Source organism: Metabacillus hrfriensis (assembly GCF_030127205.1).
GTDB lineage: Bacteria > Bacillota > Bacilli > Bacillales > Bacillaceae > Bacillus_P > Bacillus_P dongyingensis.
Genome location: NZ_CP126116.1, coordinates 3,611,914 through 3,626,036 on the forward strand (window position 1 = coordinate 3,611,914; position 14,123 = coordinate 3,626,036).

At 40.1% G+C, this 14,123-nt stretch carries 12 protein-coding genes; 1 reads left to right on the forward strand and 11 read right to left on the reverse strand.

The genetic code is table 11. The features are described from left to right. Window positions 1–90: 90 nt before the first annotated feature. The gene (locus tag QLQ22_RS17960) at window positions 91–1,035 is read left to right on the forward strand and encodes a 4-hydroxy-3-methylbut-2-enyl diphosphate reductase (protein WP_223436760.1); all 945 of its coding nucleotides are present in this window, start codon (window positions 91–93) and stop codon (window positions 1,033–1,035) included. Between the two features lie 43 nt (window positions 1,036–1,078). On the opposite strand, the gene QLQ22_RS17965 is transcribed toward QLQ22_RS17960, so the two are convergent. From QLQ22_RS17965 to glyQ, 11 genes are all read right to left on the reverse strand, one after another. Beyond that, window positions 1,079–2,200, reverse strand: a complete 1,122-nt coding sequence (locus tag QLQ22_RS17965) for a Nif3-like dinuclear metal center hexameric protein (RefSeq protein ID WP_252207196.1) — start codon at window positions 2,198–2,200, stop codon at window positions 1,079–1,081. Further along, the gene (locus QLQ22_RS17970) at window positions 2,197–2,910 is read right to left on the reverse strand and encodes a tRNA (adenine(22)-N(1))-methyltransferase (protein ID WP_223436763.1); all 714 of its coding nucleotides are present in this window, start codon (window positions 2,908–2,910) and stop codon (window positions 2,197–2,199) included. Before QLQ22_RS17970 ends, QLQ22_RS17965 begins: the two co-directional genes overlap by 4 nt. Before the next feature lie 131 nt (window positions 2,911–3,041). After that, on the reverse strand, window positions 3,042–3,404 hold the full coding sequence (gene cccA / locus QLQ22_RS17975; protein ID WP_223436765.1) for a cytochrome c550: 363 nt from the start codon (window positions 3,402–3,404) through the stop codon (window positions 3,042–3,044). 174 nt (window positions 3,405–3,578) lie between these two features. Next, window positions 3,579–4,718 carry an acyl-CoA dehydrogenase family protein gene (locus QLQ22_RS17980; protein ID WP_284015284.1) on the reverse strand — a complete coding sequence of 380 codons (1,140 nt, stop codon included), beginning with the start codon at window positions 4,716–4,718 and terminating at the stop codon, window positions 3,579–3,581. 384 nt (window positions 4,719–5,102) lie between these two features. After that, window positions 5,103–6,215, reverse strand: a complete 1,113-nt coding sequence (rpoD, locus tag QLQ22_RS17985) for an RNA polymerase sigma factor RpoD (RefSeq protein ID WP_070875446.1) — start codon at window positions 6,213–6,215, stop codon at window positions 5,103–5,105. A gap of 116 nt (window positions 6,216–6,331) precedes the next feature. Continuing rightward, window positions 6,332–8,137, reverse strand: a complete 1,806-nt coding sequence (gene dnaG, locus QLQ22_RS17990) for a DNA primase (protein ID WP_252207198.1) — start codon at window positions 8,135–8,137, stop codon at window positions 6,332–6,334. A gap of 32 nt (window positions 8,138–8,169) precedes the next feature. Next, entirely contained in the window at window positions 8,170–8,622 is a 453-nt protein-coding gene (locus tag QLQ22_RS17995) for a YaiI/YqxD family protein (protein ID WP_223443558.1), read from the reverse strand. A gap of 316 nt (window positions 8,623–8,938) precedes the next feature. Beyond that, entirely contained in the window at window positions 8,939–9,751 is an 813-nt protein-coding gene (locus QLQ22_RS18000) for a pyruvate, water dikinase regulatory protein (RefSeq protein ID WP_223436771.1), read from the reverse strand. Between the two features lie 18 nt (window positions 9,752–9,769). Further along, window positions 9,770–10,408 carry a transcriptional regulator CcpN gene (gene ccpN / locus QLQ22_RS18005; RefSeq protein ID WP_223436773.1) on the reverse strand — a complete coding sequence of 213 codons (639 nt, stop codon included), beginning with the start codon at window positions 10,406–10,408 and terminating at the stop codon, window positions 9,770–9,772. Between the two features lie 598 nt (window positions 10,409–11,006). After that, window positions 11,007–13,070 carry a glycine--tRNA ligase subunit beta gene (glyS, locus tag QLQ22_RS18010; RefSeq protein ID WP_284015285.1) on the reverse strand — a complete coding sequence of 688 codons (2,064 nt, stop codon included), beginning with the start codon at window positions 13,068–13,070 and terminating at the stop codon, window positions 11,007–11,009. Then, a complete protein-coding gene (gene glyQ / locus QLQ22_RS18015; RefSeq protein WP_223436776.1) occupies window positions 13,063–13,953 on the reverse strand; it encodes a glycine--tRNA ligase subunit alpha in 891 nt (296 codons plus the stop codon). Before glyQ ends, glyS begins: the two co-directional genes overlap by 8 nt. Window positions 13,954–14,123: the final 170 nt, after the last annotated feature.

The window sequence follows — 14,123 nt, forward strand, 5'->3', positions numbered from 1 at the left end:
CTATAATAATAAGAGATTACGAGAGCCAAAAGCCTTTTTCTTTGGCTTTTTTATATTCTCTCTCGAACTTCTCTCTAGGAGGACCCTTCAATGGAAGTTATTAAGATTGCACCGCGGGGATATTGCTATGGTGTCGTTGATGCCATGGTTATTGCAAAGAATGCCGCATTAGATAAAACTTTGCCAAGGCCTATCTATATATTAGGCATGATTGTTCACAATAAACACGTAACAGACGCTTTTGAAGAAGAAGGCATTATTACTTTGGATGGCAGCAACCGTATGGAAATATTGGAAAAAGTTGAAAACGGCACCGTTATTTTTACAGCTCACGGCGTTTCTCCAGAAGTGAGGAAGATCGCTTCTGAAAAAGGCCTTGTCACTCTTGATGCAACATGCCCTGATGTTACAAAGACCCATGATTTAATCCGGGAAAAGAAAGCTTTGGGCTATCATGTGATCTACATTGGGAAAAAGTCGCATCCAGAACCTGAAGGAGCTGTCGGTGTAGCACCTGATATTGTCCATTTAGTAGAAACAGAAGAAGATGTTGATGCTCTTACTTTCCAAAATGATAAAATTGTCGTCACAAACCAGACAACAATGAGTCAATGGGATGTATATGACATTATGGAGCGTGTGAAAGAAAAGTATCCTCATGTAGAATATCATCAGGAAATCTGCCTGGCTACTCAAGTAAGGCAGGAGGCTGTTGCAGAGCAGGCAAAAGATGCTGACCTGACAATTGTCGTTGGAGATCCGAAGAGCAACAATTCAAACCGTCTTGCACAGGTTTCTGAAGAAATTGCCGGAACAAAAGCATACAGAGTATCAGATATAAGCGAAATAAAACTAACATGGTTTGAAGGTGTTAAAAAAGTCGCGATTACTGCAGGAGCCTCAACTCCTACACCAATTACAAAAGAAGTCATTCAATTCCTTGAAAAGTACGATCCGGAAAATAGTCTGACATGGAACATTGAACATAATGTTCCTCTTCAAAAAATCCTGCCTAAAGTAAAAGCAGTCAAATAAAGAAAAACAAAACCGCTGGGGATCAACACCAGCGGTTTATTAATTAAACAAATGTAAATGGATCTGTATGAATCTCTGAAGGGAAAATACTTACTTCAAATTTCTTTTCCTCACACATAGAAAGAAGCAAATCTGTTACCCCTTTTTTCATGACTTTCTCTACATTGTGTCCTGGATCAATCAGATTTAAGCCCATCATCATGGCATCGTGGGCTACGTGATAATAAAGATCCCCGGTAACATAGACATCAGCCCCCTTACGCTTTGCCTGATGGATGTATTTATTTCCATCACCTCCGAGCACAGCAACTTTCCGTATCTTTGCATCCTTATTTCCTACCATTCTTACACAAGGAACATCGAGCGATTCTTTCACATGCCGGGCAAATTCAGACAATGTCATGTCATGCCCAAGTAAGCCTATGCGTCCCAATCCTAAAGCTTTGCCCTGCCCTTCAACTGGATAAATATCAAATGCAGGTTCCTCATATGGATGAGCTTTTAGCATAGCGGAAACAATCTTTCGCTGCTTACTTCCCGGAATGATCGTTTCAATTCTTTCTTCTTCCACAAACTCAATTTTTCCTGCTTGTCCTATATAAGGATCTGTTCCCTCAAGAGGCAGAAAGCTTCCTGTTCCATTTGATGAAAATGTGCAATGACTGTACATACCAATATGGCCTGCACCTGATTGTCCCAGAACAGCCCTTATTTCGTCCGCATGGTCTTTAGGTACATAGACGACCAGCTTCTTCATTTCCTCCAGATAGGTGTCAGCGAGAACCTCTGTGTCCGTTAATTGAAGTGCCTCTGCAAGTAAATCATTGACTCCACCGGCTGCAACATCTAAGTTGGTATGTGCCGCATATACAGCAATATTATGTTTAATGCATTTTTCAAGCAGTGCTCCGCCTGGCTGATCCGTTGCTAAATTTTTAAGAGGACGGAATATTGGCGGATGATGGGCGATAATTAAATTCGCATTTTTTTCTATTGCTTCATCCACTACTTCATCGAGAACATCGAGGGCGACTAATACACCGTGAACCGGTTTATTCAACGTTCCAATTTGCAGGCCGATCTTATCGCCTTCCATGGCATATTCTTTTTTCGAAAACGATTCAAACAGTTGGATGATTTCGTAGCCGTTAGGTATTTTACTCATTTTCTGGTAACCTCCTCAAGCATTGCAATCAAATCGTGAAGCTCTCTTTTCTTCCCTTCATTCCCGGGGCTCACTGCCGCACTTTCTATACTTGTTAATATCCTTTTGAAATGTTCGATCTCCTGGGTCCATTTTTTTATAAACGGTTTTGTTTTATCTTTCATCAAAAAAGGACCCACAAGTAAACCTTTTTGCAGTGAAGTATGCTGGTAAGGAGCTTTTGGCTCACCCTTTTCAGCAATAAGAACCTCATAAATCTTGCCGTCTTCCTCTAATATTTCTTCATTTACCAGTTCCCATCCATTTTCAAGCAGCCATCTTCTTACATGATGTGCATGAATATTAGGCTGGAGAATCAGACGCTTGACTCCTGCTAATTTTTCCTTTCCGGCTTCAAGTATCTTTTCAATTAATGCCCCGCCCATTCCTGCAATCGTTATGCACGTTGCTTCATTAGGATCAATGACATCGAGCCCGCTTCCTAACCGCACGGATATGACGTCCTCCAGTCCGCTTTTTTGGACTTGCTTCTTTGCAGACTGAAACGGTCCCTGGACTACTTCACCTGCAACAGCAGAAGCTGCCAGTCCGTTTAAGATCGCATAGCAGGGCAAGTAAGCATGATCTGAGCCGATGTCTGCCAGCACAGCGTTTTTAGGTATATAATCAGCTACTGTTTTCAGCCTTTTTGATAAATTAACATCATTCATTTTAAACCACCACATTCTTATGTACTTTTAATTAGATCTCTCTATATAATAAGAAAAGTCCTCCGCAGATGCAAAGGACTTTTCTTTTTCGTTCAAAAGGAACGGATCATTTTAACTCTTTTGTTTAAGAACTATTTGACTTTAGAAACCCATTCTGCCATTTCGTCCAGTTTTTCATCAGGAACTAAACCGGCAGGCATGTTTCCCCGGCCATTTTTAATCGTTTCTTTAATTCCGTCAACGCCGAGCCTGTCCCCAGCTCCTTTAAGAGCTGGACCAGCACCGCCTTCGTAATTCTCGCCATGACAAGAAATACAGCTTTGCTGGTAGATTTCCTCTGGTGAAGCGTTTGCAACTTCTTCCGATTTATCTTCCTCTTTACCTTCTCCAGCCATTTCTTTCATATCGCCGAGCCCTTTAATAGATAAGAAAAACATAAGGCCGATTCCGATTACGGCAACTAAAGCAAATGGAATAAGTGGATTGCGATTCATTATGTAACCTCCCTTATGTAAAAATCTTGAAATGCAGGTAAACGATAGATTTAAACAATCTCTATTTTACTTCAAAATTTGAGGAAGTAAAAGACTTATTGTATAAGTTGGACTATTTTTCAAAAATTAGTCAAAAAAACCTCATCAATAAAGATGAAGTTCCTTTTTTAATCGTCAGCAGCCAATCTGTCTTGCAATAACCATCCGCTGAACTTCACTAGTGCCTTCGCCGATTTCAAGCAATTTAGCATCACGCAAATATCGTTCAACATGATATTCTTTCATATAGCCATAGCCGCCGTGAATTTGAATGGCCTGATTTGTCACTTCTGTACACATCTCGGATGCAAACAGCTTGCAAAAAGAGGCTTCTTTCGTAAATGGCTTTCCCTGATCCTTTAACCAGGCGGCTTTATAAACCATTGTACGTGCCAAATCGATTTTCATTGCCATATCTGCAAGCTTGAATTGAATGGCCTGGAACTCACTTAGTGTTTTTCCGAATTGTTTTCTTTCTTTTGAGTAAGCTAATGCTTTTTCAAAAGCTGCCTGTGCTATTCCGACTGCCATAGCACCAATTCCTATTCTTCCTCCATCTAATGTCATGAGGAACTGCCTGAAGCCATTCCCCTTTTTACCAAGAAGATTCTCTGCTGGAACGACAACATCTTCTAATATCAATTCAGTTGTATTAGATGAATTAAGTCCCATCTTTTCATAATTATCTATTACTTTGAACCCCGGTGCATCAGTTGGGACAATAATGGCGCTTATCTCCTTTTTACCTTCTAAGCGATCCGTGATAGCCGTCAGAGCCAGAAATTTTGCGTAAGATGCATTCGTAATGTAACACTTGTTACCATTTATAGTAAACTGCCCATCCCTCTCAACAGCTTCTGTCAGTGTGCCCCCTGCATCCGACCCTGCATTTGGCTCAGTCAGACCAAAAGCGCCCATTGATTCTCCCGAGCAGATTTTTGAAAGATACTTTCTTTTTTGCTCTTCTGTACCAAACATATTAATCGGAGATCCGCCTAATGAAATGTGTGCTGAATATGTAATGCCGGTTGAACCGCATGCCTTGCTTAGTTCTTCCGTTACAATCGCGAAACTGATCGTATCTGCGCCGCTTCCGCCGTATTCTTCCGAAAATGGCAGACCAAGCATTCCCATTTCACCAAGCTGCTGAAAAATTTCTGCTGGAAATTGCTTTGTTTTATCTCTTTCATAAGCTCCTGGTTCAACTACTTCTTCTGCAAATTCTTTAATGGTTTTCTGAATCATGCGCTGTTCTTGTGATAGTTCAAAATTCATTTTATCCCTCCGTTTTGAATACGCTTACATATTAAATTATAAAGTGAAATGCTCTATTTTCACAACTTTTTAAATTTTTTATTTAATGAAAAAATATTTTTGTTCTACTTTGTTTTGTAAAAAACTTCCCCTTATTTTGAATACATTCTTATGTATTTGTCAGTAATTTCAAGGTTTTTTCTAAGAAAAAGAAAGGAATTATGCATAAAATTTTGAAGATAAAATGACGGAAATGGTGCAAAGTTAGGCGTAAAATTTTATGAGGGTGATTTGCAAATTAAATAACAATTAAGTAAAATAAATGAAAAGATGATGTAATATGAAATTTGTTGTTAACGCTGTCAAAAATAAATAAACAAAAAAAGCGAACTAAAAGTCCGCTTTCTATTCTAAGAAATCTTTTAATCGTTTGCTTCTGCTTGGGTGGCGCAGCTTACGAAGTGCCTTTGCTTCAATTTGACGGATACGTTCTCTAGTAACGCCAAATACTTTCCCTACTTCTTCAAGTGTTCTTGTACGGCCGTCATCCAGTCCGAAACGAAGACGCAGAACGTTTTCTTCACGGTCAGTCAATGTATCCAGTACATCTTCAAGCTGTTCTTTTAACAGCTCGTAAGCAGCATGTTCGGAAGGAGAAGTTGCATCTTGATCCTCAATAAAATCTCCAAGATGTGAATCATCTTCTTCACCAATTGGTGTTTCAAGAGATACCGGTTCTTGAGCAATTTTTAGAATTTCTCTTACTTTATCAGGAGTTAAATCCATATCTTCTGCAATTTCTTCCGGAGATGGTTCACGTCCTAAATCCTGAAGAAGCTGACGCTGAACACGAATTAATTTATTAATTGTCTCAACCATGTGGACCGGAATACGAATGGTTCTTGCCTGATCAGCTATGGCTCTTGTTATAGCCTGGCGAATCCACCAAGTAGCATAGGTACTGAATTTAAATCCTTTGCGGTAATCGAACTTCTCTACAGCTTTCATTAAGCCCATATTGCCTTCTTGGATAAGATCCAAAAACAGCATACCACGGCCGACATATCTTTTAGCGATACTTACAACAAGACGAAGGTTTGCTTCTGCGAGTCTTCTCTTCGCTTCTTCATCGCCTTCTTCAATGCGGTTTGCAAGCTTAATTTCCTCATCTGCGGTTAAAAGATCTACCCGGCCAATTTCTTTCAGATACATACGGACAGGATCATTAATCTTAACACCTGGAGGCACGCTTAAATCATTTAGATCAAATTCTTCTTCCTTCGCCAGCTGCTGTATATTAGGATCATCAGTCGATTCATTATCACCAACTAATTCAACGCCCTGCTCGCCAAGGTATTCATAATACTCATCCATTTGGTCTGATTCAATTTCGAAGCCAGACATGCGCTCAGCAATCTCTTCGTATGTTAAAACTCCACGTTTTTTTCCGATTTCAGTTAATTGGTCTTTTGCTTGTTCCAATGTCAATTCAGAATCATGGGTTTGTTTATCAGCCATTGGATCCCCTCCTTCCAAACTCTTGCAATTAATGATTTATGTGAATGTGCTAAATGATTTATGAAACCGATTAGCCTCAATGAATCTCTACGTGTTGCGCAGTCATTCGTCAGCCCTCATTTAAGATCGCGCTTAAGCCTTATGACTTCCATGGCGATATTGGCAGCTTTGACGAAATCCTTTTGGCGCTCTGCTTCATGCTTTTCAGCTTCTTTTTCTTTTATCATTAACCAATTTTGGTGATTCAACACCTGTTTAATATAATCTGACAGCTCCCGTTCAGATATTTCTTCATTTACCGAGAGCATAGCTATATCTGAAACAAACTGATGAAGCTGATTGTCAGGCAGTTTTCTAAGAAACGAGCTGACATTTGCTTCATTTCCATCTTCATAATAAGCATATAAGTACGTAATGATCGCTCTGTGCTCTTCTATATTGAATTGAAGTCCTATACGGTCAAGCACTTTTTGTGCAATGTCCCTATTGCGCAGCATATGCGCTATAAGAAGTCTTTCAGCATTATGAAATGCCGGCAGAAGCCTTCTTTGCGCAGGTTTCATCACATGCTGGACAGGAGCGCTCTGCTGCTCCTTTTTTCGCTCAGGCTTTTGGCCTGTTCTTTTATCCTGGATTTGACTCTTCAGAACATCCATCGATAATGAAAATTCTCCGGACAGCTGTTTTAAATACAGTTCGATTTCCACTGGATTTTCAAGGAGGCTGAGTTCTTTCAGTATGTCTTCTATATACTGCAGTCTTTGTCCTTCATCTTGAAGATTTTTTCCTTTGCGGAAAACCTGCATTTTAAAAGCCATTAACGTAATGCTTGCCCCTATTACATCTTTTTTGAACTTTTCTGCACCGAATGTACGGATGTAGTCATCAGGGTCAGTTCCATCAGGCAGCGCGGCAACTCTCATTTTGCAGCCGGCAGCAGCAAGTGTTTTAGAAGCTCTTAATGTTGCTTCAAGTCCTGCAGAATCAGAATCATAACAGATTATAACATCTCCGGCGTTTCTTTTGATGATTTTTGCCTGAGCTTCTGTCAGTGATGTTCCCATCGTTGCAATCGAATGCTGCACATCTGAACGTACAGCAGAAATAACATCTGCAAAACCTTCAAATAAGACAACTTGCTGATTTTTTCGTATATGTACTCTAGCTTGATGAAAATTATAAAGAACTTTGCTTTTGTTAAAAATAGGTGTTTCGGGACTATTAAGGAATTTAGGCTGTTCTTTTCCAAGCACCCTCCCTGAAAATGCAATGGTCCGGCCGGTATGATCCAGAATAGGAAACATAATCCGATTGCGAAAACGGTCCAGATATCCATCAGAGGAGTTTTTCTTAACAAGCAGCCCTGCTTTTTCCATCATCTCAGGATTGTAACCCCGTTTAGTCAAAAACTTGGCGACGAAATCCCAGGAATCAAGAGCATAGCCAATTTCAAACTGTTCAATTGTTTCTTTGGTAAACCCTCTTGCTGTTAAATAATCGAAGGCAGCTTGCCCTTCTTTTGTGTTTACTAGTAAATGATGATAAAACTTCTTCAGCAGTTCATGTGCTTCGATCATTTTTTCATCATCGCTGTTTGCATCTTTTGGCTGAACTGCGTTAAGCTGATCCGGAAGATCAATATGCAGTTTATCAGCGAGTGCCGAAGCTGCTTCAACAAATGAATAGCCTTCAATTTGCATCAAGAATGAAAAGACGTTCCCGCCGGAGCCACATCCAAAGCAATGGTAGATCTGCTTATCATGTGAAACGGAGAACGATGGTGATTTTTCGCCATGAAATGGGCAAAGCCCAAAATGATTTCTTCCCTGCTTCTTTAATTGAACATATTCACTGACAACATCAACGATGTCTGCCGATTGCTGAATTTTATCGATTATTTCATCGGGAATTCGATTTCCCATACCAACAACTCCGTGATACAAATATTCGCGATTTAACCACTAATTCCTGCATCTTTCGACAAAATCTTTTCCAGTGTGAAAATAAAACTGTCTCTGTCTGATTGGGTAAACTTTTTGGGGCCTTTTGTATGCTTTCCGCCTCGGCGTTCTTTCGCAGAAAGATACCTGAACTCAAGCGCCATCTCAATATTTTCTTCTGTATACTGTTTACCCCGAGGTGTCATGACTATAACCCCTTTTTTCAGAAGCAGACCTGCAAGACCAATATCCTGCGTCACAACCAGATCATGACGATAAGAATGATTAACGATGTATAAATCAGCAGATTCTTTGCCGGTGTCCACATAAACCCAATCATATCCGTATGTATTTGATGTTTTATGGTTATAAGACGCAACAAACAGGACGTTGATTTGATAATGGGCAGCTAGATCAGCAATTTCCTGTTTAACAGGACAGGCATCTGCATCGACAATTATCTGCATCTTTTTTTCGTCATCTTTCACTATTCTACATCACTCCGATAGATTCCTTCTTAACCTTTTAGAAAAGATCGTGAGGAAAACAAGACTGAATTTGTCGAATTATTTTTCACTTCTTCACTTGACAGATCACAATAAATAGTTTATTCGTTCTTAGTCAAGTCTAAACCTAAAATAAGTAATTTTATCACAATTTTTTATTATAATACAAAGTCTTTCATTTTTCCATTCTTTTTCATGAACTTAATTTGTTAATTTCAGGACATATATAAAACTCAGAGCTTTTGTTTCTCTGAGTTCATTATTAGTGCACTGATCTTCAGTTATATCCATTCATGATATTTTGGATCATGTTTGCCGTTTCCTCAACTGCTTTATTAGATACATCAATTACCTGACAGCCAATTTTATCAATAACCTTTTCAAAGTATTCAAGCTCCACTTTGATTCTGTCGATATTAGCATAAATAGCTTTATCATTAAGTCCAAGTGAAATTAATCTTTCTTTTCTAATGTCATTTAATTTATCAGGGCTGATTTTAAGTCCGATGCATTTTTTTGGAGAAACTTTAAATAGTTCCTCTGGAGGTTCGACTTCAGGAACAATCGGCACATTCGCAACCTTAAAGCGCTTATGAGCCAAATACTGAGACAGCGGTGTTTTAGATGTTCTGGATACTCCCACAAGAATAATGTCTGCTTTCATGATGCCTCGCGGATCACGGCCGTCATCATATTTTACAGCAAACTCAATGGCCTCTACCTTTTTGAAGTAATCTTCATCAAGTTTACGGACTCTTCCCGGTTCATATTTTGCATTAATCCCATAAGCAGATTCCATTTTGTCTATTAATGGGCCGATGATATCATAGTAGACAACACCTTGTGAATTTGCTTCTTCAATCAGTCCCTGCCTGAGCTCAGGAACGACAAGTGTAAAGCACACAATTGCCTGCTCCAATTTGGCCAGTGCCACCACTTCTTTAATTGTGCCTAAATCTTCAACGTAAGGAATTCGTTTAATTTTTGTGTCAGCTGCATAGCCGTTAAATTGGCTGATAGCTGCTTTTATAACCAGTTCAGCAGTTTCGCCTACAGAATCTGATACAACATAGACATAACGATTATTCATACCATTCCCCTCCCCCAGTTAGATGATTTCATTCTCAGCTAGTCCGACCAATATCTTCGTCATATTTGTTTTTGTAATTCTGCCCGTTACTTCAAATCCTTTTTCCGTCTCTTTAATGACTGGAATGGCATCTATTTGCTTGTTTATTAAAAACTTCGCGACATCCATGATGTAATCCTCGCGCCTGCACATTGTAATGTTCGGCATTCTTGTCATAATAATATTCACAGGTATGGATGCAAGTTCCTGCTTTCCGATGCTTGCTCTGAGCAAATCTTTTCTGGACAATACTCCAACGAGAATAGACCCCTGATCCACTACAAATAAAGTTCCGACATCCTCCAGGAACATCGTAACGATTGCATCATAAACCGATACATTTTCATTTACTACGACAGGGATTGATTGAAAATCTTTAACCTGCAGTTTTTTCAGTTTATCTGACAGAAGTCCGGCTCCTGTTTTGCCTGTATAAAAATACCCAACTCTCGGCCTCGCTTCAAGATACCCCGCCATAGTCAGTATAGCGAGATCAGGCCGAAGAGTCGCTCTTGTTAAATTCAGCTGATCGGCAATATGTTCACCAGTAATCGGTCCATTGTCTTTTACAATTTGCAGAATGTGTTCCTGTCTTTTATTAAGTTCGATTGTACTCACCGCCTTAAGGTTCCAATACATGTATCCGCGTTCTAATTCCCGATGGTTAAATAGGTTATACTATATAAAAATATTATATACTATTTGGACGGATTGAAAAGAACCTTTGGAAAAAGAAATGCGGAACCGACCGTTTAGACCCGACAGACAGATAAGGATCCGACAGAAAAGGCGCTTTTTGCCTTTACTGGCGGAGCCGTTCTGGCCGAGGGGCTGGGAGGTGAAGCTGGACAACAAGAAATGCGGAACCGACCGTTTAGACCCGGCAGACAGATAAGGATCCGACAGAAAAGGCGCTTTTTGCCTTTACTGGCGGAGCCGTTCTGGCCGAGGGGCTGGGAGGTGAAGCTGGACAACAAGAAATGCGGATCCGACCGTTTAGACCCGGCAGACAGATAAGGATCCGACAGAAAAGGCGCTTTTTGCCTTTACTGGCGGAGCCGTTCTGGCCGAGGGGCTGGAGGTGAAGCTGGACAACAAGAAATGCGGAACCGACCGCTAAGACGCAAGAGAATGCCTATCATTTTTACTTATTAAAATTCAATCTTTATAAAATGAAGCAGACGATTGCCCTCTTTCAGGCAACCGTCTGACTTTATCACTTTACAATGACAGCATCCATATTAGCAAAGGATTCAATCAATACAGCAAGCTTTTTCATTTGTGCAAGACGATTATTTTTCAAAGCATCGTCTTCAGCCATAACCATTGTTTCGTTAAAATATGATTCGATAAATGGCTGCAATGTACGGAGGGATGCAAATGCAGAATTGTACTCACCGAAGGCTGAATGTGTTTCATACTCCTCTTTCACCTGCAAATATTGATCATATAGCTCCTGCTCCTCTTTATTTTTAAAGAGCTCTGGATTAACAGCTTCTCCGATTGCTTTTTTCGAGATATTTTGAACTCTCGCAAAAGCTTCCATAATACCCTTAAAGCTTTCATCTTTAGCTGCATTTTCTAAAACTGCTGCTTTGTTCATGATGGCTGTCAGTTCCATTTGGCCTGCGCCAAGCACTGCATCAATAATATCATATCTGATTTTCTTCTCATCAAGAACATGCTTTACTCTCATTTTGAAAAATGCGAGGAGTTCATTTTTTACTTTATTTTGATCAATTTCTTTAAAAGGCGCAAGAGCAATGTCAAATAATTCTTCTAAAGAAATAGTCCACTTTTTCGCTAAAAGGATTTGAACAATACCGCTTGCCTGGCGTCTAAGGGCGTAGGGATCCTGTGAACCAGTCGGAATGACGCCGATAGAGAAGAAACCTGCAATCGTATCAAGTTTATCTGCTAATGCCACGATCGCACCTGCAGTTGTTGCAGGTGCTGAATCTTCAGCATGCCGCGGCATGTAATGCTCATTCACAGCCGCAGCAACTTCTTCTGCTTCACCAAATGCCTTGGCGTACTTTTCACCAATTATCCCCTGCAATTCAGGAAATTCATAAACCATGTGAGTAACAAGGTCAAATTTGCAAATCTCAGCTGCCCGCAAGACATGTATTTTTTCTTCGGAGGAAACATTAAATCGCTCAGCTAGAGTTTTTGACAGGGCAGTCATTCTTCTGACTTTATCTCCAGTAGATCCAAGCTCTTCATGGAAAACAATTTTATCAAGTTTTTTCACATTATCCGAAATCACAAGCTTTTGGTCTTCATTGTAAAAGAATGCTGCGTCTGACAAACGTGCGCGCAAGACTTTTTCATTTCCTCTTGCCACATTTTCAATATGATTGTGGTCACCATTTCTTACTGTTACAAAATAAGGAAGCAATTGTCCTTCCGCATTTTTTACAGGAAAATAACGCTGATGTTCTTTCATCGTTGTCACAAGCACTTCTTCCGGAAGAGACAGGTATTCTTCTTCAAATTTTCCAAATAAAGCAGTAGGATACTCAACCAGATTTGTCACTTCTTCTAATAAATCTTTGTCGATTGGAATGTTCCACTTATTTTCTTCTTCAATATGATGCAGCTGAGTTAGAATAGCTTCTTTTCTTTTTACAGGAGAAGCAATGACAAACTGTGAAAGAAGAGCCTTTTCATACTCAGATGGATGATCAATGATTTGATCTGAGCCTAAAAAACGGTGTCCTCTTGTTTCTTTTCCTGTTTGCACGCCAGTAATGTTAAAAGGAATCACTTCCTGGCCGTACAGAGCGATCATCCATTTTATCGGTCTTGCAAATCTCAGGTCCTGAGATCCCCAGCGCATATTTTTAGGAAACGTAAGGCCGGTAATGATCTCTTTTATATCTGCTAAGAGCTCATTCGTTTCTTTTCCTTTTATGAACTTATGGACATGAGCATATTCAATGCCGCCAATTTCTTTAAAGAAAATATCTTCAACACTTGCTCCCTGTCCTCTAGAAAATCCGACAGCAGCTTTTGACCAGTTTCCGTCTCCATCAAGCGCAATTTTCTTGGCAGGTCCCTTAGCTTCTTCCTCGATATCATCCTGTTTAGCAGCAACACCCTCGATTTGCACCGCAAGTCTTCTTGGTGTTGAAAAAACATTCACTTCACCAAAAGTGATATTTTTCTCTTTCAGCCAGTTCGTTACTTTTAGAGAAAGCTGATTCATTGCATCCGTTACAAATCTTGCAGGCAATTCCTCAAGTCCGAGTTCAAGCAGCAAATCATGTTTACTCATCTGTTTTAGCCTCCTCTTTTTTCAGCATTGGAAATCCTAGTTTTTCTCTTTCCTCATAAAACGTTTTTGCCACTTTTCTTGCTAAGTTTCTTACACGTCCAATGTATCCCGTTCTCTCTGTTACAGAAATGGCTCCTCTTGCATCAAGGAGGTTGAATGTATGGGAGCATTTCAAAACATAGTCATAAGCGGGATGTACGAGTCCTTCGTCCATTTGCCGATGCGCTTCTTTTTCATAGATCGAAAATAGATTAAACAGCATGTCAGCGTCTGACGTTTCAAATGTATATTTTGAATGCTCATATTCAGGCATCAAGAAAATATCGCGAACGGTAAATCCATCTGTCCATTCTAAGTCAAATACATTTTCTTTATCCTGGATATAGGAAGCAAGGCGTTCAATGCCATATGTGATCTCAACAGATACGGGTTTGCACTCAATTCCGCCCACTTGCTGGAAATAGGTAAACTGAGTAATTTCCATTCCATCAAGCCAGACCTCCCAGCCAAGTCCAGCACAGCCAAGTGAAGGGTTCTCCCAGTTATCTTCAACGAAACGGATATCATGTTTCAGCGGATCAATTCCCAAAGCTTTTAATGAATCCAAATACAATTCCTGAATATTGTCAGGAGACGGCTTTATGATGACCTGGAATTGATGATGCTGATAAAGGCGGTTTGGGTTTTCCCCGTAGCGGCCATCAGCAGGACGGCGGGATGGCTCTACATAAGCCACTCTCCACGGTTCAGGACCTATCGCCTTCAGGAACGTGTATGGACTCATCGTCCCTGCTCCTTTTTCAGTATCATAGGCCTGCATTAAAATACAGCCGTGATCTGACCAATGCTTTTGCAATGTTACTATCATGTCTTGAATATTCAAACCAAGCACCTCCAAATATCTTAAATAAAACAAAAAACTCCCGTCTCTACGCTGTCTGATAGCAGCATAGGGACGAGAGTTAACCCGCGGTTCCACCCTAATTGCCAATGCATATTATGCATCAGCCTCTTTCCGGTAAAGTCGCTCAAGAAACGCCTTTCTTTGCCGGT